Source organism: Enorma shizhengliae (genome assembly GCF_009676995.1).
GTDB classification, from domain to species: domain Bacteria; phylum Actinomycetota; class Coriobacteriia; order Coriobacteriales; family Coriobacteriaceae; genus Enorma; species Enorma massiliensis.
Genome location: NZ_VTFZ01000010.1, coordinates 59827 through 79631 on the forward strand (window position 1 = coordinate 59827; position 19805 = coordinate 79631).

General features: G+C 62.4%; 20 protein-coding genes. 11 read left to right on the forward strand and 9 right to left on the reverse strand.

Annotated features, from left to right (window positions below; translation table 11 throughout):
• The first annotated feature begins 1 nt into the window (after window position 1).
• Both thiE and thiD read left to right on the forward strand, forming a co-directional pair.
• Window positions 2-727: a thiamine phosphate synthase gene (gene thiE / locus GJE22_RS07835; RefSeq protein ID WP_218957902.1), complete on the forward strand. Its 726-nt coding sequence runs from the start codon at window positions 2-4 to the stop codon at window positions 725-727.
• 274 nt (window positions 728-1001) lie between these two features.
• Window positions 1002-1817: a bifunctional hydroxymethylpyrimidine kinase/phosphomethylpyrimidine kinase gene (gene thiD, locus GJE22_RS07840; protein WP_144687905.1), complete on the forward strand. Its 816-nt coding sequence runs from the start codon at window positions 1002-1004 to the stop codon at window positions 1815-1817.
• 378 nt (window positions 1818-2195) lie between these two features.
• On the opposite strand, the gene GJE22_RS07845 is transcribed toward thiD, so the two are convergent.
• The 6 genes from GJE22_RS07845 to GJE22_RS07870 form a co-directional block, all read right to left on the reverse strand.
• Window positions 2196-2558 carry a hypothetical protein gene (locus GJE22_RS07845; RefSeq protein ID WP_144687906.1) on the reverse strand — a complete coding sequence of 121 codons (363 nt, stop codon included), beginning with the start codon at window positions 2556-2558 and terminating at the stop codon, window positions 2196-2198.
• Between the two features lie 225 nt (window positions 2559-2783).
• Complete coding sequence (locus GJE22_RS07850) at window positions 2784-4295, reverse strand: YfcC family protein (protein ID WP_144687907.1); 1512 nt, start codon at window positions 4293-4295, stop codon at window positions 2784-2786.
• A gap of 413 nt (window positions 4296-4708) precedes the next feature.
• The gene (locus GJE22_RS07855; RefSeq protein ID WP_019127995.1) at window positions 4709-5545 is read right to left on the reverse strand and encodes a PTS system mannose/fructose/sorbose family transporter subunit IID; all 837 of its coding nucleotides are present in this window, start codon (window positions 5543-5545) and stop codon (window positions 4709-4711) included.
• Window positions 5546-5584: 39 nt separating this feature from the next.
• A complete protein-coding gene (locus tag GJE22_RS07860) occupies window positions 5585-6364 on the reverse strand; it encodes a PTS mannose/fructose/sorbose/N-acetylgalactosamine transporter subunit IIC (RefSeq protein ID WP_087186194.1) in 780 nt (259 codons plus the stop codon).
• Window positions 6365-6377: 13 nt separating this feature from the next.
• A complete protein-coding gene (locus GJE22_RS07865; RefSeq protein ID WP_019127993.1) occupies window positions 6378-6851 on the reverse strand; it encodes a PTS sugar transporter subunit IIB in 474 nt (157 codons plus the stop codon).
• Window positions 6848-7621, reverse strand: a complete 774-nt coding sequence (locus GJE22_RS07870; RefSeq protein ID WP_235895778.1) for a BtpA/SgcQ family protein — start codon at window positions 7619-7621, stop codon at window positions 6848-6850. Before GJE22_RS07870 ends, GJE22_RS07865 begins: the two co-directional genes overlap by 4 nt.
• Window positions 7622-7924: 303 nt before the next feature.
• Here GJE22_RS07870 and GJE22_RS07875 point away from each other — a divergent pair, with 303 nt between their 5' ends.
• Window positions 7925-8650, forward strand: a complete 726-nt coding sequence (locus GJE22_RS07875) for a GntR family transcriptional regulator (protein WP_144687908.1) — start codon at window positions 7925-7927, stop codon at window positions 8648-8650.
• A 228-nt stretch (window positions 8651-8878) separates the two neighbouring features.
• Window positions 8879-9469, forward strand: a complete 591-nt coding sequence (locus GJE22_RS07880) for an HdeD family acid-resistance protein (protein WP_144687909.1) — start codon at window positions 8879-8881, stop codon at window positions 9467-9469.
• A gap of 291 nt (window positions 9470-9760) precedes the next feature.
• Here the strand turns inward: GJE22_RS07880 and GJE22_RS07885 are convergent, their stop codons facing one another.
• Window positions 9761-10696 carry a TIGR02452 family protein gene (locus GJE22_RS07885; RefSeq protein WP_144687910.1) on the reverse strand — a complete coding sequence of 312 codons (936 nt, stop codon included), beginning with the start codon at window positions 10694-10696 and terminating at the stop codon, window positions 9761-9763.
• Window positions 10697-11388: 692 nt separating this feature from the next.
• Here GJE22_RS07885 and GJE22_RS07890 point away from each other — a divergent pair.
• The 5 genes from GJE22_RS07890 (at window position 11389) to GJE22_RS07910 (ending at window position 15752) form a co-directional block, all read left to right on the forward strand.
• A complete protein-coding gene (locus GJE22_RS07890; RefSeq protein WP_144687911.1) occupies window positions 11389-12312 on the forward strand; it encodes an anti-sigma-I factor RsgI family protein in 924 nt (307 codons plus the stop codon).
• Window positions 12312-13073 carry a polyphosphate polymerase domain-containing protein gene (locus tag GJE22_RS07895; RefSeq protein WP_144687912.1) on the forward strand — a complete coding sequence of 254 codons (762 nt, stop codon included), beginning with the start codon at window positions 12312-12314 and terminating at the stop codon, window positions 13071-13073. The genes GJE22_RS07890 and GJE22_RS07895 overlap by 1 nt, the downstream gene beginning before the upstream one ends.
• A 130-nt stretch (window positions 13074-13203) precedes the next feature.
• Window positions 13204-13899, forward strand: a complete 696-nt coding sequence (locus tag GJE22_RS07900; protein ID WP_144687913.1) for a DUF4956 domain-containing protein — start codon at window positions 13204-13206, stop codon at window positions 13897-13899.
• 4 nt (window positions 13900-13903) lie between these two features.
• Window positions 13904-15304 (forward strand): CotH kinase family protein, encoded by a 1401-nt coding sequence (locus tag GJE22_RS07905; protein WP_186297393.1) that lies wholly within the window; start codon window positions 13904-13906, stop codon window positions 15302-15304.
• A gap of 253 nt (window positions 15305-15557) precedes the next feature.
• The gene (locus GJE22_RS07910) at window positions 15558-15752 is read left to right on the forward strand and encodes a hypothetical protein (RefSeq protein ID WP_144687915.1); all 195 of its coding nucleotides are present in this window, start codon (window positions 15558-15560) and stop codon (window positions 15750-15752) included.
• On the opposite strand, the gene tgt is transcribed toward GJE22_RS07910, so the two are convergent.
• Together tgt and GJE22_RS07920 are read right to left on the reverse strand one after the other, a co-directional pair.
• Complete coding sequence (gene tgt / locus GJE22_RS07915) at window positions 15749-16888, reverse strand: tRNA guanosine(34) transglycosylase Tgt (protein ID WP_144687916.1); 1140 nt, start codon at window positions 16886-16888, stop codon at window positions 15749-15751. The two genes, GJE22_RS07910 and tgt, sit on opposite strands and share 4 nt — an antisense overlap.
• A 358-nt stretch (window positions 16889-17246) precedes the next feature.
• Entirely contained in the window at window positions 17247-17921 is a 675-nt protein-coding gene (locus GJE22_RS07920; RefSeq protein ID WP_144687917.1) for a phosphatase PAP2 family protein, read from the reverse strand.
• Between the two features lie 321 nt (window positions 17922-18242).
• Here GJE22_RS07920 and GJE22_RS07925 point away from each other — a divergent pair, with 321 nt between their 5' ends.
• Together GJE22_RS07925 and GJE22_RS07930 are read left to right on the forward strand one after the other, a co-directional pair.
• Complete coding sequence (locus tag GJE22_RS07925; RefSeq protein ID WP_144687918.1) at window positions 18243-18893, forward strand: lactate utilization protein; 651 nt, start codon at window positions 18243-18245, stop codon at window positions 18891-18893.
• 192 nt (window positions 18894-19085) lie between these two features.
• Entirely contained in the window at window positions 19086-19754 is a 669-nt protein-coding gene (locus tag GJE22_RS07930) for a helix-turn-helix domain-containing protein (protein WP_144687919.1), read from the forward strand.
• Window positions 19755-19805: the final 51 nt, after the last annotated feature.

A 19805-nucleotide genomic window follows, 5' to 3' on the forward strand; every position in this document is an offset into this window, starting at 1 on the left:
CATGGCCGAGTCAATATGGGACGGGTCTGTTTTGACTCACAGCCCCGCATGCCCCACAAAGGTCCCCTGCCCGCGCGGGTCATGGTCGCCGGAAGATATCCGCCGCGGCATGCATCTCTACGCCGTGACCGACAGCGCCTGGCTCGGCGAGCGCACGCTTGCCGAGTGTGTAGAGCAGGCGATTGAGAACGGCGCAACCTTCGTGCAGCTGCGCGAGAAGCACGCCTCTACCGAGGAAATCGTTGCGCTTGCCCAGACCATCATTCCCATCTGCCGCGCCCACCGAATCCCCTTCCTCATCGACGACGATGTCGAGGCCGCGAAGCTCGCGGGTGCAGACGGCGTGCACGTGGGCCAGAGCGACACCGCCTGCGCCGAGGCGCGCCGCATCCTGGGCCCCGATGCCATCGTCGGCGTCTCAGCCCAGACGGTCGAGGAGGCCCGTGCCGCCGAAGAAGCCGGTGCCGACTACCTCGGCGTCGGGGCGCTCATCCCCACACCCACCAAGCCCGACGCGGTCGATGTCACCAAGGACGAGCTCGCACGAATCTGCAGCGCCGTGAGCATCCCCGTCGTGGGCATCGGTGGCCTGCACGCGGGAACACTCGATGTGCTCGCCGATACCGGCGTCGACGGCGCCGCCGTGGTCTCCGCCATCTTCGCAGCCGACGATATCCCGGCCGCCACGCGCGAACTCGACCGAGCGATTTCCGCCGTACTGGGATAACACCAATGCGCGACGGCCTCTTGCAGGCCATTCACGTCGGCCATCAGGCCGTCGCGCACGCCGTGCTCTTGCCTCCTTCGTTGAATGCCCATTGAGTGCCGCGAGCTTCGGTGATTTTGAGGCAAAGCGGGGTTCCGACAGCCCGAAGCTCTCGATTGTGGGGTTCGCATACGCCCCATGGCATCAGCCACTCGCCGGGCAGCCGCCAGCCAACAAGGGTGGTAATCTAGCAGTTGGTATTGCATTAGATTGCCACCTAACGAATCGAGGCTCCATGCAGACGAAAACCATCCCCGCCGTCCTTTCCATCGCTGGCTCTGACTCGAGCGGCGGCGCGGGCATCCAAGCGGATATCAAGACCATCGCAGCCCACCGCCTCTTCGCGGAGACTGCCATCACCGCGCTCACCGCCCAGAACACCACCGGTGTGCGTGCCGTGCAGGAGGCCACGCCGGAATTCGTGGCGCAGCAGATCGACGCCGTCTTCGAGGACATCCCCCCTGCAGCGGTCAAGATCGGCATGGTCTCCTCCGCTACCATCATCGAAACCATCGCTGAACGGTTGAAATACTGGAGCGCCGCCAACATCGTGGTTGACCCCGTCATGGTTGCCACGTCGGGCGCTCGCCTCATCAGCGAAGACGCCGTCGAGGCGCTCACCGAACGGCTATTGCCCCTCGCGACGGTCATCACGCCGAACGTCATGGAGGCCGAGGCTCTCTCCGGCATGAGCATCGAGAGCAGTCGAGATCAGGCGCTCGTAGCGCAGGCCCTAGTTGAACGGTTCGGGTGCGCCGCCCTCGTCAAAGGTGGCCACAACGTCAACGATGCAAACGATGTGCTGGCAGAGCCATCCCCGGGCGCCGGCGACGCGCCTGAGGTCACCTGGTTCCGCCACGAGCGCGTGGTCACCGAGAACACCCATGGCACCGGATGCACGCTTTCCTCAGCCATAGCCTGCGGGCTTGCGCAGGGGCGGACGCTCCCCGAAGCCATCGACCAAGCGAAAACGTATCTCACCGGGGCGCTCGCCGCGGGGCTCGGCCTGGGCCACGGATCAGGGCCGGTCGACCACATGTGGGCGTACTAACCCGCGGCTAGCAAACCATCCATTCGTTTCTGTCGAGCTCGCCTTCCCTTTTCCGGAAATCCACCTGCCCCTTCCCGGCGAATCAGCCGGACGGACGCGGCAAGTTTGAGGTTTCGGGTATGTTGAGCGTTGCAGATGGGGAGTTATCCCCATCCAGCGCTGCATATTTGGAGTTATCGGTCCCTGTGGGTGGCCTTAACTCCAGATTTGCAGCGCTGGGCACGGATAATTCCATATCTGCGGCGTTGGGCGGCGGCGTGCAGCCGATAACTCCCTATCTGCCGTGCTCAGGGGCAGCTCGGCACCAGTAACTCCAGACTTGCTACACTCGGCAGCTGGCTGCGCGCACCCGGCCATTCAGCCACGCCGCAATGGTAATCAAAGGTGAAGGCGGCCTAAGAGCTCGGGGTATCCTTCGTCCACAGCATCGTTGAACTGGCGTGCGTAGAGCCCGACCGCCAAGTACCATGTGAGCAGCAGCAACAGAGTCACCATCACGAGGATCGCAACCGTCGCGACAAGCACCGCCGCTGTCCATCCCGCCAGGCTCGCGGTCATCGATCCGAGCACCAAGCACCCCAAGGGCAGCGCGACCATGAGCACGCGCAGTCGCCTCATGCGCGCACGCTGGCCCCGAAGAAGCGATGCGTGCAGCATCTCAAGCTCATCAACCGAGAACCTCCGTCCAACAAGCTGCTCCCGTTCCCGAGCGCTCAGCCGATTGATATGGATGTGCGCCATCGTATCCCCCATCGTTCGTGCACATGCGGTCCATCCATACTACTACTCAGCGCCCCAGGAACCGCTCTACTGAAGCGCAGCCCGTAGAAGAAATGAGGGGCCCGCAATGCGAGCCCCTCAGGCGCAAGTAATGAAGTAAATGGGCAAACCAGGCCGATACGCCATGGCGCTATGAGTGGATGAGCGACCCAGGCCGATGCGCCATGTGCCACCCAGGCCGATGCGCTACAGCACCATGAGCGCAGCGGTCGTGATGACCACGCTCGCCACGGCGATCACGATGATCGGCACGAGCGCCCACTTGAGCCAGGTAGGATACTGCACGCGAGCGAGCAGCAGGCCCGGCAGGAACACGGCCGTCGGGCTGAAGAGGTTCGCCAGGCCGTTGGCGGCGCAGAAGATGGCGATGATGACCTCGGGCGAGAAGCCCAGGTTCGCGGCCAGGGGCCCAAGGATGGGCATAGAGATGGTCGCGAGCGCCGAGGTAGAGGTGATGACCACGGAAAGACCCAGGTACACAAGGTAGCTGAGCGGACCGAAGACGAGCGCGCTCGTGCCAGCGAGGGCGGAGGAAGCGCTGTCCAGGATCACGACGTCGAGGCCGGTCTCGCCCATGAGGATGGAGATGGCGCGCGACAGGCCGACCATGAGGGCGACGCCGATCATGTCGGCAGCGCCGTCCAGGAAGCCGTCGACGATCTCATTCTCGCGCAGGCCGCCGAACACGCCAATGATGATAGCCATGATGAAGAACCACACAGAGGCGTCGTTGAAGTACCACTCACCGATGGGGTTGCCGGTGAGCAGGCCGCTCCACGGCATGGTGGCCCACACCTCGCCGGCCTCGTCCCACACGCCGCCGGCGGTGAAGATGGTGACGCCGAAATCCTCCCACGGAATGAAGCCACAGATCATGACCACGAACGAGATGCCAAACAGCGCGAGCGCGACCTTGCGCTTGCCGGTGAATTCGAGGGTCTCCTGAGTAGAAGCAACGGCGTCCTTCCCATAGGCCTCCTCAGCAGCCTGCTGCTCCTGGAGCGACAGGATGGTCGAACCCTTGTCGCGTCGCACCTTGTTGGCGTAGCGCAGGATGAAAAAGAGCGAGATGGCGTAGCTCACCACGGTGAGGATGAGACCCAGGCCGATGACGATGGCCTGGTTGGCCTCGATGCCCACGCTGGCGAGCGAATCGATGGCCACGCCCACGGCGAAGGGATTCACCGTGGAACCGAGGCAGCCCACGCCGGCACCGAGCAGCACCGCCGCGGTGGCGACCATGGTATCGAAGCCGGCAGCGTAAAGCGTCGCGGAAAGCAGCGCGTAAAACGGGATGGTCTCCTCGCAGAAGCCGTAGGTGGAGCCCATGACGGCGAAGACGGCCATGATGGCGGCGATGAGCACGGTCTCGCGGCCATGCAGCGCCTTCACGAGCGCGGCGATGCCCGCATCGAGCGCACCGAGCTTGTTCACGATGCCCAGGCAGCCACCTAGGATGAGCAGGAAGAGCGAGACCTCGATACCATCGAGGAAGCCGGAGATGGGCGACACGAGGATGTCGCTCAGGGAAGCGGCGGTCACGCCCGGCACCACCTGCGCGAGCACGATGGTGGCAAGGCCAACGAGCAGCGTGATGACGATGAGAATCGTATAAGACGAAATCATCACCTTCTGCTTGGCACCGCCCGCAGGCGGCGTAGAGATTGACGGCTCGTCACTCGATCCAGGTTCTGACATGGAATACTCCTTCATTCGACGAATACAGCGTGCATAAGATTACCGCAATTATGCATATCCGTCTTTGTAGAACCAGCAAAGAGTGATCCCTATCCCGCTTTTTTCTTATACACCCCCGCCGACATACCTGCTTTCCTTCGGAAGCGGGAACGAGCAGAAACCCACGTCACGCAGGCGTTTCCGCACACCTCACCACCCAACCCCGGCGACGCGCTTGAACGCAGGAAGGCCCCGAGGGATTCCGAAGCGTGTTTCCCGCGCCAACTTACCCCGCCTTTGACACGGATTTGAGCGCAGGAAGGCCCCGGTTCCCTGAGGGCGTTTCCCGCAGTCGGTCGGCTTAGCCGGCCGGCGAGGACCACGCCTGAAGGGAACCGGGGCCTTCCGCCGGGAGCAAAAACTCGATGCAGCTCTTACGCCATCATTGACCCAATCCAGCAGGCCGCGATGCACACAACGATCGTTCCCACGAGCACCCACGTGGTCTTGAACTTCTTGCCCATGATCCAGTACATGAAGCCGAAGACGATGAGCTGGGGCAGGCACGGCATGATCATGTCGAAGTAGTCGGAAATCGGCTGCGCGAAGTCGCCGCTACCAACGGTGATCATCGACAGGTCGAGCGACACATAGCTCGCAACCATGCCACCGATGGCAGCAAGGCCCACCACGCTCACCGCAAACGTGACCTTCTCCATGAGGCCGCCCTTCGCGGCATCCGTGATGAACGTCGATCCGTACTGGTAGCCGAACTTCAGGCCGAACCAGCGGATGAGCAGGCCGGGGATGTTGAAGATGAGCAGCAGCAGGATGGCGCCGAGCGGGCTGCCCTGCTGGGCGAATCCGATGGCGATGCCGGTGCCGATCACGCGGAGCGTACCGGCGATGAGCGAGTCGCCGATGCCGGCGAGCGGGCCCATGAGCGAGGTCTTGACAGCGGTGATGGCAGAATCATCGAACTCATCGTTCGCAGCGTTCTCCTCCTCCATGGCAGCATCAATGCCCATAAGGAGGGTGGAGAGCTGCGGCGTGATGGCCATGAAATCGAGCGAGCGGGCGTAAGCGCGCTTCTGCTTCTCGCTCCCGGGCTCGTAAACCTTCTCGATAACCGGCACGATACCGAACGAGTAGCCGATGTTCTGCTGCCGCTCATAGTTCCATGAGCTGTCGAGCATGCAGGAACGCCAGAACACCCGGCGCAGGTCGCGGTCGGTCAGCTTACGCTCGGGCGCAATCTTGATTTCGGACATAGCGAAAACCTCCTTCGCGGTCTTCTCAAGTAGGCGGGATTAGAACTCGTTGTCGTCTACATCGGATGCGACCTGCGTGGGCGCAAAGAGACCGGTGTTGAACACGAGCACGGCGGCGATCACCGCTGCGACAGCGGTAACGCCCACGACGTTCATCCCACCGTACGCCACGAGCAAGAAGCCCATGAACAGGAAGCACGCGAGCTTCTTGGAGATGATCATGCGCGCGAGCATCGCAAAGCCGATGGCCGGGATGATGCCCATGGCGTAGTTGAGCCCGTCGGTGATGAAGGCCGGGATGGAATCGACGATGCCCTGGATGGCCTGGGTGCCCACATAGAACCCGGCTGCGCAGAAGGCGGCAGCAGAGATGACCTGGATGAGCACGAAGCCCCAATGCATGAGGTCGATGCCCCGACGGTTGCAAGCGAGCGCGTATTGGTCCGCCTTCGCCGCCATGATGGGGCCGACGACCGCCATAAGGAAGTTCGACCACATAGACATGAGCAGCGATACCGGCACGGCGATAGCCACGGCCTCGGCAACGTCGGTGCCCGCAGCGATCACGTACGCGGTGCCGATCACGGAACCGGAGGTCATGTCAGGCGGGTTACTCGCACCGATGGCCTGGGCGCCCAGGTACACGAGCTCGAGCGTGGCGCCCACCTGGCAGCCGGTCGCCACATCGCCGAGCGCAAGGCCGGTGAGCGCGCCGAGCACGAGCGGGCGGTTGAACAGCGCGCTGTTGAAGCAGCTGTTGCAGTAGCCGAAGGCGGACACGAAGAAAATGAATACGGTTTGCATCATCAGGTTGTCCATGGATTTCTCCTCCCTATCCGATGAGCTTCATAGCCTCATCCGAGCGCTCGCTCGGCGTCATCTGGACGAACACGTGCACGCCGGCAGCGTCGAGCTCGCGGATGCGCGCGCATTCCTCATCGGAAACGAACACCGCCTCGGAGATCTGCCGCTTGCCGTCCTCCACCTTCACGCCACCGATATTGAGCTCGCGAATTGCCGGCACGGCCTTGCAGAGGCGCCAGGCATCCTCGATGCTCTCGGTGATGATGAACAGGTTGTACTTATCGGTCACGCCGCTCGTAAGCGCCTTGATGGAATCGTCCACGCTCTTCATGACGAGCTTCACGCCCTGGGGCTTTGCCATGCGAAGCACCGACATGCGCAGCTCGTCCTTGGCCACCGCGTCGTTGGCAATGAGGATGCAGTCGGCACCCACCTGCCTGATCCAGGTAAAGGCCACCTGGCCGTGGAGCAACCGGTGGTCGACGCGCGTCATCTTGATCATGCCGTCTCCTCCCTCACGGCGCGCACCGCGTCCATGATCGCGCGCACGTGATCGAGCGATACCTCGCCGTCATCGTGATAGGTGTCCTTGAAATAGCTGCCCACAACCGCGCCGTCCGCGATCTTCAGGCTCTCGCGCGCGTTCTCGGGGGTAACGCCCGCGGCCACGATGAGCGGGAAGTCGCCTAAGCCCGCACGGAAGGAGCGGATCTTATCGATCGAGGTCTCTTGCCCCGTTGCATCCTGCGTCACCGCTACGGCGTCGCACCGCCCCTGCGCGATCGCGAGGTCCTCTTCGAGCGTGCGGTCCGAGAGCACCGGCTGGTACTTGAAGCGCACGCCACCGAGCACGCAACCGTCGTAGCGCGCGCGGTACAGGTCGAGAAACGCCTCGAGCGCCTCCTCGTCGCGCGGCTTCACGTGGCCTACCACCGAGTCGAGCTGGACGAACGCCGCACCGAACTCTTGAGCGAGCTCAAAGCCCATGGCATCGATGTTGAGGCAGTTCACGCCGTAAACGATTTCGCTCTTCGCCTCGCGGATGTACTCGAGCGCGCGGCGCATGTCGCCGTACGTTCCGAAGTAGTCCTCCACGATTACCGCGTCGACCCCTCCCTCGATATACAGGTCGAGCTCGCGCTTCGCACGCTCGAGGACTTCATCCGGGGTCTCTCCCTTAAGGTGCAGCATCGCCATGACGGGCTTTCGCTCTTTGAACACCGAAAGGAAGCCTTTGGCGTCCATCACCTGAACCACCTCCTCATCCGGCATGGGCGCGTCCTTCGCTCCACCGCTCACGGCGCCCCACACCCTTCGGCTATCGCACGCCAACAGGCGTGTTCTTGAAATATAAAGATTTAGTGCAACTAATACAACAAGTTAATACAAGCTTAACGAGATGCTTCCGTGAGCGTTGTGAAATCACAGGTCAACGGCATGTTGAATCTCTTTTATCGCTGGAAAACCCCCGCATGGCGGCGCATGCGCTCCGCAAGCCGCTATGCGCATCCCCGCTCGCGATATACCATTGAAACAGTGAGCATGCCTTACCCAGCGACCCGATAAGGAGGAACCGTGCGCCCCAAGGATTCCTGCGCCCTCACGCTCCAGGAACGCGTTGAGGCAGACCTGCTCGACCGCATCCAGCACGGCACCTATGCGCCGGGAGAGAAGATTCCCTCCGAGCACGAGCTCTCCGCGCTGTACGGCGTGAGCCGCGTCACCGTGCGCATCGCGCTCAGCCGCCTCGTTGAGAAGGGCTACCTTGTCAAGCGCCAAGGGCGCGGTGCCTTCGTCCGCCCGACGGTTCACGTCGAAAGCACGCTGACCTCGGGCAGCTTCACCGAAACCTGCATCAAGACCGGGTGCGCGCCCTCCACGCGCATCATCTGCTGCGAGACGCGTGCGGCCAGCCCGCAGATCAAGCAGATGCTGAACACCGACGACGACCAGCTCATCGAGATTCGTCGCCTGCGGCTCGTTGACGGCGTTCCCTGCATCGTGGAGTTTGATTACTTCCCCCTTGCGTACCGCTTTCTCCTTGAAACGCCGCTTGAGGACCGCTCCCTCTTCTCCACCATCGCCGAGCACTGCGGAACGGAGGTGGGCGGTTTCGAGGACCAGTTCGGCATCGAGGAGGCGAGCGACGAACTCGCCACGCTCCTCGGCACTGAGACCGGCATACCGCTCCTCAAGGTCACCGAGACCGTACTCGACCTTTCAAGCTCTGTGGTCTACGTAAACCTACAATACATCGCGACGGACCGCTACACCTATGCCGTGGGCTCGCGCAAGCGCTGAGCGCTCAGCCTTCACGAACGGATGAACCTTGCATGCAGCCGGGCCCGGAACGGATTCGAGCTGACAGATGTACGTTATTCGTCAAACGTGGAGAAATAGCGGAGCTCGAGCCAAAACTGCCTGATTATGCCGCCTGCGCTTAGCCTGCAGCCCGCAGGGTAGAAGAGTGATAACAACGTGCCTCCCAGTCGACTCACGATTGGGAGGCCTTCTTTTGTAGGAGGAACAATGCAGTGGTTCGACCCCGATCACGACTATGTGAATGAATACATCGACACCTGGAACCAGAAGATTCGAAGCGCGAAGACTTGGATGATCGCCCTCGGCGCCGTGCTCGTGCTCACGGGCATCGCGAGCGCGGTGGCGCCGCTCGGCATGTACGCCCTCATCCAGGGCCTCATCGCAGGCCTGCTCATCGTTCGCGGCGGCTCAAACATTGCGAGCTACATCCAAACGCCTGCCTTCTTCCGTAATGGGGCAACACTTGCCGCAGGCATCCTGAATGCGCTGCTCGGCGTGCTCTTCTTCGCGCTGCCGGCGTCCTTCACCGCAAGCACGCTCGGCTTCTTGCTCGCGTTCCTGCTCATCATGACCGGCATCGAGCGCCTGTCCTTCGCTCAGAGCATGCGCTACTACCAGCTTGAGGGATCATCGGCAGGCACCGTGATGGGCATCGTGAACATCATCCTCGGCGTCGTGCTTGCCCTCACCCCGCTCTTCACGAGCGTGGTTTTGAGCTACCTGCTCGCAGCGTACCTCATCGTGGCGGGAGCGACCCTCATCGTCGAGGGCGTTTCGATCAAGCGCATCGAACGCTGATGCACAAGCCGGCTTTAGCCCGGCTGGATAGCGCCCTTGTAGAGAAGGCGCACAAGATAAGCCGGCGGGCCCTGCCAAGGAAGGCGGGCCCGCCGGCTCTGTTATGCATGGGACAAGCGGTTAGCCCCATCGGTTTCGCAGATTCTGAGCACGAGCGCCTGCCGAGGGCCGGCAGACGCCTGCCGAACGCGAGGGCAGGCGCCCGCCAGGCGGACGGCATGAGCGCGCGTCAATCCCGAAACGAATGGCAGGCACCCGCCGGCTACGGACAGGCGTCTAGCCCAGCTCGCCCTACAGGTACTTGCGCCAATCGTCCTCGTCCTCGTCGTCCTCGACGACAGCAGCTGCCGCAGCCTCTTGGGCGCGCGCCGCTGCGGCAGCAGCCTCGGCATACGTCGTTGCGGGCGCCTCGGGGAAGGCGCTGAACGCATGCTCGAACATGGCAAGATGCTCGTCGTAGCGCGTGCGGGGAACGGCAAAGACCACCTGCTTCACCCCATGGGTGCCCGTTGCTAGCTCCTCGCGGAAAAGCCCGGCCACCGTCTCGGCGTCCCAACCGAAGGCGCCGCACCCGTATGCGCCGAGCACAACCTTCTCGCGCCCCAGAGCATCCACGATATCCAGCACGAACCGGATACGGTCACGCATGGCGGCAACGAGCGTCTCGTCCTTCACGTGGTAGTCCGCCCGCGCGCGCTGGGCGTTGGGGGCAGCCGCCACGATGACGTCTGCATAGGCGTGCATCTTGTCGCGCTCGAAACGCACCGCCGGCACCACGAGCGCCCGCTCGCGGTACAGCTCGCAGTTAATGTTGCGGCGACGGTTCCCACCATACCAATCGCGCTGCTCGCTGAGGACGTTATACAGATATGAGTCCGCGCAGAGCGCCTGCTCCTGAGCCCAGCTACCCTTGATGTAGCCACCTCCCGGGCTCACAAACGAAGCGAAATCGAGCACGGCGAGGTCGCAGAACTGCGCATAGCCGCGGCCGTTTTCCAAAACGGCATCGGTCGCACTCGACGCCACGACCGAGACCTCCGGCACGCAGGGCTCGGCTACTTCCACCTTGGGCGCGCCATCATAGCGCGTCACGCCTGCCACCGAGCGCTCGATATCCTTGGCAAGGCGCTGCGCCACCTCAGCGGTGTGCTGCTCCGCCGCCTTCGCGCGCGCCTCGCGCCGTGGATTGCTCCGACGTTCGCCACGTCGATCGTTCCGCTCTGCCATATCATCACCTTCATCTCTGCCGGCCATCCGGCGTCACTTCACAGCTTGCACTAGCATACCCGCCTAGCACGGCGCATGCACGCTACAAATGCCCCCCTGACAAAGATGTTTTGCAGAGCGCGCAGGCTGAGAGGGATGCTCGTTCCACTTTTGGGAATATCTTTCTCGTCCGCGCGCTGCAACCGGTAGAGCACTCGCCAGAATCCTGCACGTTCCTAGGGAGCAGGCCACGCTCCTGCTGAAAGAGCAAAAAGAAGTTCCCAAAAGTGAAACGAATGTGCCAGGAACGGGCGAGCGACGGCATCCAGTTGGGCCTGAATGCTTCAGATAGCGCGCCACCCTAGGCTCGAACCCTCCGAGGCCACCCGCAACCAGCCTTCTCAGCCGGGGGCCTTCACCGGTACCGGACGCTTTTCGTCTGAATCGAGAAAAATGCATCTCCTCCCCCGGATTTATGCCGCCCGAGCTGCAAAAGTGCGTCCGGAGAATCGGTGAACGGAGGCTAGGGACCGGTCAACGGTCGCCACGCAAGACCTTACAAAGCGCTTACAGGACCGCGCATCATAATGTCCCCACGGGCATGCTATAAGGGTGACGGCTACCCCTGGTAGGGCAACCGACTTCCTACGCAAGGGAAGCCATTCGCTGGGATAACCCGGCGAATACGCCTAGACGACCGAGGGGTGAACAACATGACGAACAAACAACTCACCATCGTGCTCGCCACGCTGCTCGCTGTGATCGTTGGCGGCGGAGCACTCTTTGCCATCTGGAGCGGCACGCAGGCGCCGGGACAAGCGCCCGCCGTGGCAGCGACCGAGCCCGAAGAACTCCCCTATCCTGAGGGCGGCGGCACGCTCATCTTGCGTGTGAATCCTGAATTCGCCATCCATTACGATGCAGACGGTGTGGTCGTGGGCGTGGAGGCGCTCAACGCCGATGCCGAGAACATGGGGCTCGACCTGAGCGCGCTGGAAGGGCAGGAATGCCGCACGGCGGTCTCCACCCTCATCGCGCGCATCAATGAGGCGGGCTATTTCGTCGAGGAGGTTGAAGGCGAGGGCAACACGATCGACCTCGAGGTAGAGGACGGGTCGTCTTTGCCGGCGAACGATTTTCTCAAGAACATCGTGAGCGATTCCCAAACCTACGTCATCGGCCAGAACAAGACCGCGTCCATGCAGGTCACCGGTTCGAGCAACTATGGGTGGACCAACTATAGCGATTCCGACTACGGCCCCGAAAACGACGGCGTGACCGATTACTATGACTCCGACTACGGCCCGCTGAACGACGGCGTCACCGACTACCAGGAACCGGCACCCACCGCCCCGCCCGCTACGTCGTCGGGCAGCTCCGGCGGCAGCTCATCCGGCAGCTCTGGTGGCTCCGGCGGCTCGTCAGGCGGGTCTTCGGGAAGCGCTTCTTCGGGCGGTTCGTCCGGCGGCGGATCCTCGGCGCCAGCACCCTCGGGGGGCAACTCGAACTACGGCAACTCGAATTACGGAGGCAACTCCGGTTATAGCAGCAATTCCGGATACGACAGCAATAACTCCGGCTATGACAGCGGGGGCAACTCGAACTACGACAGCGACAACAGCGGGTACGACGATTGATGCTGCCGGCGCGCACGAAACAGCGACACGAGCTTAAATTCGAGCTCCCGCCGCACGAAGCCCTCCTGCTCACAAAACGCCTCGGCATGCTCTTCCCTCGGGACGAGCATGCCGGGCCCGACGGGCGCTACACCGTGCGCAGCCTCTATTTCGACACGCCCTTCGACGACGCCCTGCGCGAGAAGCACGAAGGATTCACGGCGCGCGCAAAATGGCGTATGCGCGCGTATGGAACCGAGCCGCTCGCAACGGATGGCGCCGCGCGCGTCATTCGTCTGGAAAAGAAGGTGAAGCGGAACGGCGCCGGCTCGAAGCACGCTTCATGGCTCACCCCGCGCGAAGCCCGAAGCCTTGCGATAGCGAGCCAAGGCACACCGCGGGAGCAGAACGGGCGGCATGAGCACCGTCTCTCCCCCGCCCCGGACAGAGAAGCCAGCAACGATCCGGTGCTTGAAGAGTTCAAAGCTGCCCAGCGCGTCTTGGGGCTACGCCCTTGCGTCGTCGTAGCCTATGAACGGGAAGCATTCACGTTCGAGCCGGGCAACGTTCGCATCACCCTCGATGCTCGCATGCGGTCGTGCAGACACCCCGAGAGCTTCTTCGACCCTAGCCGGCTTCTTGCCCCCTATGCTCCGGGCGCCGTCGTGCTGGAGGTGAAATACGACGCCTACCTTCCCGACATCGTGCGCGACGCCATACAAGTGCCCGGCGCCGTGCGCGTAGCCCACTCCAAATATGCGCTCGCACGACGGTTTGAGTAGCGAGCACCACACGCGGCTTGAATGGCGGACCCCGCGCGTGAGCACCGGGAGCCAAACCAGGCAGCACCGCCCAGGCAATCACCGTCCAGGCAATCACCACCCAAGCAACCATTCGACGTAAGGCGATTCCATGACCTTCAACGACATCTTCAAGTCATCGTTTCTCGACCGCATCGACGCGGTGCCCCCGCTCGACGCCATCCTCGCGCTCGCGCTCGCCTGCGCGCTCGGCCTGTTCATCGTTCTTATCTACAAGAAGACGAGCACCAACGTCATGCACTCCACGAGCTTCGAGGCCACGCTCGTAGCGCTTACGCTCATCACGACGCTCGTGATCCTTGCGGTGTCAAGCAACGTCCTGCTCTCGCTGGGCATGGTGGGCGCCCTATCCATCGTGCGCTTCCGCACGCCGGTCAAGGAACCCATGGATATCGTCTTCCTGTTCTGGTGCATCGCGGTGGGCATCGTGCTCGCCGCGGGCCTGCTATTCCTTGCCGTCGTCGGCTGCATCGTAATCGGCCTCGTGCTCCTCATCTTCGCCAACACCCGCACCATGGACCGGCCGTTCATGCTCGTCGTGCGCTGCTCGGGCGAGACGGTAGATGCCGCTGAGCGAGCAGTTGAGGTGCTCGTGGCATCGAGCACCAAGCAGCATGTCCTCAAGGCGAAAGACCGCTCCGCCGCAGATGAGGGCACAGGCGCCCTCGACCTCACCTACGAGGTCAGGCTCAAGGACGGCGAGACGGCGTTCATCGATGCCCTCTGTGCCATCGAAGGCGTCGGCGACGCCAGCCTCGTTTCCTACAACGGCGACTACCTCGGCTAGCCCCATGCTCGGGTCGCGCTTCATCGACGCCGTCTGCATCGCGGCGCTCGCCTGCGCCATCCTGCTCACCGGCGGACTCTACGCTGCCGGCGCGGCGGGCATCATCACACCCGCACGCGACGACGATTACCTCAACCTGCTCTTCCAGCAGGGTCGCGTGCACAGCATCGACATCCAGATTGATGATTGGGACGCCTTCCTCGCTACCGCAACGACCGAGAGCTATTCCCGGTGCGACGTGGCGATCGATGGCGAGACGTTCACAGGGGTGGGGCTGCGCGCCAAGGGGAACAACTCGCTCGGGCACATCGCAGAGCGTGGGCTTTCGCGCTACAGTCTCAAGATCGAATTCGATCACTTCGATGCGGGGCTCACCTATCACGGCCTGGACAAACTCTCGCTCGACGCATCCTTCCAAGACAACAGCTACCTCAAAACCTACCTCGCCCTCGACATGATGCGTTTCATGGGCGTGCCTGCACCGGCGACGAGCTTCGTGCAGGTGAACGTTAACGGCGAGGCCTGGGGGCTGTTCCTTGCTGTCGAGGAGCCGGAGGACGCCTTCGCCGAGCGCATATGGGGCGAGGGGCACGGCATGCTCTACAAACCCGACTACCGCTCTCTCGATGACGAGAACGCCGATGTGGCACTGCGCTACGTGAACGACGACCCCGCATCCTACCCGGGAATCTTCAAAAGCGCGCGCTTCGATGCGACGGCGGTGGACGAAAAGCGCGTGGTAGACGCAATCAAGGCGCTGGCCACAGGAGAGCGCGACGAGATCGAGCGCTCGGTGGACGTCGATGAGGTGCTGAGGTACTTCGCCGTGCAGACCTTCGTGGCGAACCTCGACAGCTACCTGGGAAGCACGGGCCACAACTACTTTCTCTACGAGGAGGACGGGCGCCTGGCGATGCTCCCCTGGGACTATAACCTGGCCTTCGGCACCTACGCCCTCGGGCGAGCTGAGCTGCCGGACGACGCCGGCACCTACGTGAACCTGCCCATTGATACGCCGGCGGCACCCGAGGTGCTTGCCGAGCGACCGCTCTTCACCAACCTCATGGCACACGGCGATTACCGCGAACGCTACCACGGCTACCTTGACGAGCTCGTGCAGGATTACGTGGAGAGCGGGCGCCTGCAGACGACGGTGCGCCAGGCAGAGGAGCTCATCGCTCCCTATGTCGCGGAAGACCCCACGGCGTTTATCAGCTTCGAGGAGTTTCAGCTGGGCGTGGATACCCTTGAGGCGTTCTGCCTGCTTCGCGCCCAGAGCATCCGCGGGCAACTAGACGGCCATATCCCGAGCACCCTCGAAGGGCAGACCGCCGCCCCCGATGCGCTCGTAGACGCCTCGTCCATCCGCATCGAAGACATGGGCGAACTCTCCGACCTGGAGTGAGTCAAAACGGGACGGGGTTGTTTTGCACGCGTGCAAAACAACCCCGTTCCAACATGACCCTCCAACATGACCCTCCAACATGACCCTCCAACATGACCCTCCAACATGACCCTCCAACATGACCCTCCAACATGACCCTCCAACATGACCCCCCAACATGACCCCCCAACATGACCCCCCAACATGACCCCAACATGACCCGCCTGGGTATATCAGCAACTGGATATGCAGGCGCCGACCCCGGGGAGGCAGCATGTATCGTACAGAGCTGGTCAGGCAGCGCGCCTTCGCCGACGACACGGCAAACGCGATCGCCGAAAAGGCGAACGAGATGGAGCTCCAAGGCTGGAAGCTCGTCACGTCCTCACTCGTCTACGGAACCCCGATGAAAATCGTGCTCGTCTTCTGGCGCGACGACGAGCAAGGCTCCGAGCGAGCGGCCTCCTAGTAATCCTTCGCCGCCGGCGAATTCATCCAATCGTTCACGAACTCGCTGTAGGCGCCGTCGATGATGGCCTGGCGCGCGCGGCGCATGAGGTCGAGCAGGTAATAGATGTTGTGCATGGAGAGCAGGATGCCGCCGAGCATCTCCTTGACCGTGACCATGTGCCGGATGTGCGCACGCGTGTAGCCGCCGGTACACACCGGGCAGGTGCACTGCGGGTCGACGGGGCCGCCATCGTGCGCGAAGCGGGCGTTGCGGAAGTTCAGGCGCCCTTCGCTGGAGAACGCCGTGCCCATGCGGCCCGTGCGCGTGGGCAGTACGCAGTCGAACATATCGATGCCGCACGCCACGCCGCGAACGAGCGTGGTGGGGTTGCCCACGCCCATGAGGTAGCGCGGCTTGCCCTTGGGCATGTACTCCGCGGCGAGCGGCTCGAGAGACTCGAACATGGTCTCGTGGTCCTCGCCCACCGAATAGCCACCGATGCCATAGCCCGGGAAGTCGCCCATCTCCTCTAGCCGCTCGAGCGACTTGATGCGCAGGTCCAGATGCATGCCGCCCTGCACGATACCGAAGAGCGCCTGGTCAGGGCGAGTATGCGCCTTGTAGCAGCGCTCCGCCCAACGGCTCGAGAGATCCATGGCGCGCTGCACGTCGCGACGCTCCGCCGGGTAACCGATGCACTGGTCGAGCTGCATGCAGATATCGGAGCCGAGCTTCTGCGCGATGGCCATGTTGTCCTCGGGGCTCCAGAACACGTGGCTGCCGTCGTAGTCGGTGGCGATGAAGCGCACGCCCTTGTCCGAGAGCTTCACGGCGTCGGAATGGCTGAAGATCTGGAAGCCGCCCGAATCGGTGAGGATGGGGCCGTGCCAGTTCATGAAGCTGTGGAGACCGCCCATCTCGTCGATGAGGTCCGCGCCGGGGCGCATGGCCAGGTGGTAGGTGTTGGAGAGGACGATCTGCGCACCCAGGCCCTTGACCGTCTCCCACGGCACGCCCTTCACCGTGGCGCGCGTGCCCACCGGCATGAAGATGGGTGTCTCGATGTCGCCGTGCGGCGTGTGCAGCACGCCCGCGCGCGCATGCGTCTTGGGGTCTTCGGCGATGATGTCGTAGGTGAATAGGCTCTGGTCCATGGGGCCTCGCGTTTCTCGTCTCGGTCTCGTTCTGGGCGAGCGGACGCGCTCCCATAAGCGCGTGCGCCCGCTCGCCTGTCGCTTCGATGATGAACCAGTATAGCGGGCTGCTCGACCCTTTCCCTCGCCCGCGCCTCACACCATCAAATTCTGGCATACCCGCGATTCGGCTCGAAGCATGGGGAGCCGGTCGGCACTCGCCTCGTTCGCCTCGTTCGCCTCGTTCGCCTCGTTCGCCTCGTTCGCCTCGTTCGCCTCGTTCGCCTCGTTCGCCTCGAAAATTGTCGTAAACTTTATAGCTTTCTATCGCCTATTTTCTATAAAAAGTACGACAATTTTTAGCGAACCACGCCACGGGCTAATCCGCCGCCTTCGCACCCGCCTCCCTCGCCGGTGCCTCTCCCAAAAAGAGCGGCGCCACCGCACGCGTATAGAAGGCAAGCCAGGCAAGACTCACGCAAAAGCCCGCCACCACATCCGAAGCATAGTGAACACCTAAATAGATGCGGCTTACGCCCACAGCGACAATGAGCGCCGCAAGCGCCACCGAGCACCCAATGCGCACCGCGCGATCGCGCTCGTAGTGCCAGACCATCCAGATGAGCAGGCCGAAGAACGCCATCGCGGCCATCGAGTGGCCCGAGGGGAAGCTGAACCCCGTTTCTGCCGCAAGGCGAAAGCCCTCTGGCCTGGGCCGTTGGACGAGAAACTTGAGCACCTGATTGAGCACCACCACGAGTGCTAGGTTAAGTGCGCAGCACGCGCCCGGCCTCCTGCCCGGCGCGAAGGCGACGATGAGCAAAAGCATCACCATGAGGGTGACCGGCGTGGCAAGCGCCGAGATGGACTCCATGATAGGCGTGAGCCAATCGGTGCGCAGATGCTCAACAATGAGCACATATGCGGCCTCATCGAGCTTGATAAGCCCGCCCTCGAGAACATCTTCCAGAAGCACGAGAAACACGATGGCGCATGCCGCCACGATCGCCACGCGCTTGTTCTCGCGCAGGAGACCCAGCCATCTTTTTGCCATGAGCCAGACCCTTCGTCCACATCCACTCAGTTCAACACATCATACCCAGACGCAGCTACACCGACTATCCCGATCGATGATGCGCCTGGGAAAGCCAGCCGGCCCAGTGCAACGGCTGGAGTCGCTCGGCTGGTGTTTCCGCGCGCTTCAATCGCCTGATGTCGGTCGCCTGGGTTTCGCACGCCCTTCGGTCGCCTGATATTTCCACATGCTCAAGATCCACATGCTCAAGATTACAGCTCGAGATGACAAAAGCATGTGGCCGGCATTTCTCGTACCATAGGCCTTATCCAGCACGACGCCAACCGAAGGGAAGTACCTATGGCCAAAAGCACCGAAACCGCACTCGCGGCATATCGCGCCACCGCATCGACCGTTATCAAGAAGCTCGAGCGCCATGGTATGAGCGGCCACTTCTGCGCAACGAGTTCGGAGGCCGTGGAGCTTGTGCGCTCCTGGATGCACGAAGGCGACTCCGTAACCTGGGGCGGCAGCGAGACGTTCAAGGAAACCGGCATGAAGGTGGCTCTCGAGAACGCGGGCTGCTACCGCATGCTCGACCGCGCCACCGCGACCACGCCCGAGGAACAACGCGAGATGTGGCGCGATCGCACTTCGGCGGATTGGTTCTTTATGAGTGCCAACGCCCTCACGCTGAACGGTGAGCTCGTTAACATCGACGGCAACTCCGACCGTCTGTCGCTCCTTCTGCACGGCCCCGCGCACGTGGTGGTGCTCGCAGGGATGAACAAGCTCGTGGCAGACGTGGAAGCCGGTATCAAGCGCATTCGCACGGTGACCTGCCCGCTCAATGCCGCGCGCCTGCACACCAACACGCCATGCGAGGTTGCGGGTATCTGTTCGGAATGCCATGCGGAGCGCTGCATGTGCTGCAACGTGGTGGTCACGCGCCACAGCCGCCACGATGACCGCATCCGCGTGGTGCTCATCGGGGAGGACCTCGGCTACTGAGCCAATGAGCCAATATGGGACGGGGTTGTTTTGACTCATTCGCAGCGGGCGGGTCAAAATGACCCCGTCCCAGAATGGTCCCAGAATGGCCGAGATGTCAAAGCATTTTGACGCGATAGTCAGCGGCGCGCGCCATACGAAGAGCCATACTGGTACCGAAGGGACATTCGGCGAGCCACAAAGGGACAAGCTATGGAAATCGGCACACGCATCCGAAAGTATCGCCAAGCGAACGGCATGAAGCAGGAAGCGCTTGCCGCTGCTTGCAAGGTGAGCCGTCAAACGGTATCCAATTGGGAACGCAACAAAACCCTTCCAGATATCGCGAGCCTCAAAGCCATCGCTACGGCCTTTGATACCTCGGTCGACGCCCTCATCGGCAACGACGCCCCTCATATCATCGAGCGCTTCGATGCCGATTCACGCCGTTTTCTGGCAATCTTCTTCCTCATGCAAGTATGCTGGGTCTCCTCTTATCTCCTAAGGCTCTTCGCAGCAAACGCCCCCAATCATGAAGAGGAGCTGTCAATAGCGGTGGCAGAGGCCTTCGTGCTCGGCATCTGGATCATGACCCTCATTCCCTACCTCAGATACACGCGCCGTAATGGGCTCAAAACCATCGGTGACATAAGCGCCCATCTGCTCGAGCACATGCAGCAAGAAAAATCCCTCGGCATGCGTTTGACGAGGTCCATCCTTTCGCACATCTATGTTTGGAATTGGCTGCTATGCGATGCGATGATGCTCATCGCCCTCGCCGGAGCTGGATGGCTCACGCCCCTGAGCGCCATCATCACGATTGCCGCATCAAGCTTGATCGCGATTATAGGCCGCCATGCAGACCGTTGGCTCAATCGATAGATCGGCTTCGCTCGCGCCGAAGTCGCGCCGTTTTGAGACCGCCGTTTTGGG

Excerpts from the sequence above, each read along its gene's own strand:
- thiE (WP_218957902.1), top strand. The coding sequence starts at position 2 with ATGGCCGAGTCAATATGGGACGGGTCTGTTTTGACTCACAGCCCCGCA.
- thiD (WP_144687905.1), top strand. The coding sequence starts at position 1,002 with ATGCAGACGAAAACCATCCCCGCCGTCCTTTCCATCGCTGGCTCTGAC.
- GJE22_RS07845 (WP_144687906.1), bottom strand. The coding sequence starts at position 2,558 with ATGGCGCACATCCATATCAATCGGCTGAGCGCTCGGGAACGGGAGCAG.
- GJE22_RS07850 (WP_144687907.1), bottom strand. The coding sequence starts at position 4,295 with ATGTCAGAACCTGGATCGAGTGACGAGCCGTCAATCTCTACGCCGCCT.
- GJE22_RS07855 (WP_019127995.1), bottom strand. The coding sequence starts at position 5,545 with ATGTCCGAAATCAAGATTGCGCCCGAGCGTAAGCTGACCGACCGCGAC.
- GJE22_RS07860 (WP_087186194.1), bottom strand. The coding sequence starts at position 6,364 with ATGGACAACCTGATGATGCAAACCGTATTCATTTTCTTCGTGTCCGCC.
- GJE22_RS07865 (WP_019127993.1), bottom strand. The coding sequence starts at position 6,851 with ATGATCAAGATGACGCGCGTCGACCACCGGTTGCTCCACGGCCAGGTG.
- GJE22_RS07870 (WP_235895778.1), bottom strand. The coding sequence starts at position 7,621 with ATGCCGGATGAGGAGGTGGTTCAGGTGATGGACGCCAAAGGCTTCCTT.
- GJE22_RS07880 (WP_144687909.1), top strand. The coding sequence starts at position 8,879 with ATGCAGTGGTTCGACCCCGATCACGACTATGTGAATGAATACATCGAC.
- GJE22_RS07885 (WP_144687910.1), bottom strand. The coding sequence starts at position 10,696 with ATGGCAGAGCGGAACGATCGACGTGGCGAACGTCGGAGCAATCCACGG.
- GJE22_RS07890 (WP_144687911.1), top strand. The coding sequence starts at position 11,389 with ATGACGAACAAACAACTCACCATCGTGCTCGCCACGCTGCTCGCTGTG.
- GJE22_RS07895 (WP_144687912.1), top strand. The coding sequence starts at position 12,312 with ATGCTGCCGGCGCGCACGAAACAGCGACACGAGCTTAAATTCGAGCTC.
- GJE22_RS07900 (WP_144687913.1), top strand. The coding sequence starts at position 13,204 with ATGACCTTCAACGACATCTTCAAGTCATCGTTTCTCGACCGCATCGAC.
- GJE22_RS07905 (WP_186297393.1), top strand. The coding sequence starts at position 13,904 with ATGCTCGGGTCGCGCTTCATCGACGCCGTCTGCATCGCGGCGCTCGCC.
- GJE22_RS07910 (WP_144687915.1), top strand. The coding sequence starts at position 15,558 with ATGTATCGTACAGAGCTGGTCAGGCAGCGCGCCTTCGCCGACGACACG.
- tgt (WP_144687916.1), bottom strand. The coding sequence starts at position 16,888 with ATGGACCAGAGCCTATTCACCTACGACATCATCGCCGAAGACCCCAAG.
- GJE22_RS07920 (WP_144687917.1), bottom strand. The coding sequence starts at position 17,921 with ATGGCAAAAAGATGGCTGGGTCTCCTGCGCGAGAACAAGCGCGTGGCG.
- GJE22_RS07925 (WP_144687918.1), top strand. The coding sequence starts at position 18,243 with ATGGCCAAAAGCACCGAAACCGCACTCGCGGCATATCGCGCCACCGCA.
- GJE22_RS07930 (WP_144687919.1), top strand. The coding sequence starts at position 19,086 with ATGGAAATCGGCACACGCATCCGAAAGTATCGCCAAGCGAACGGCATG.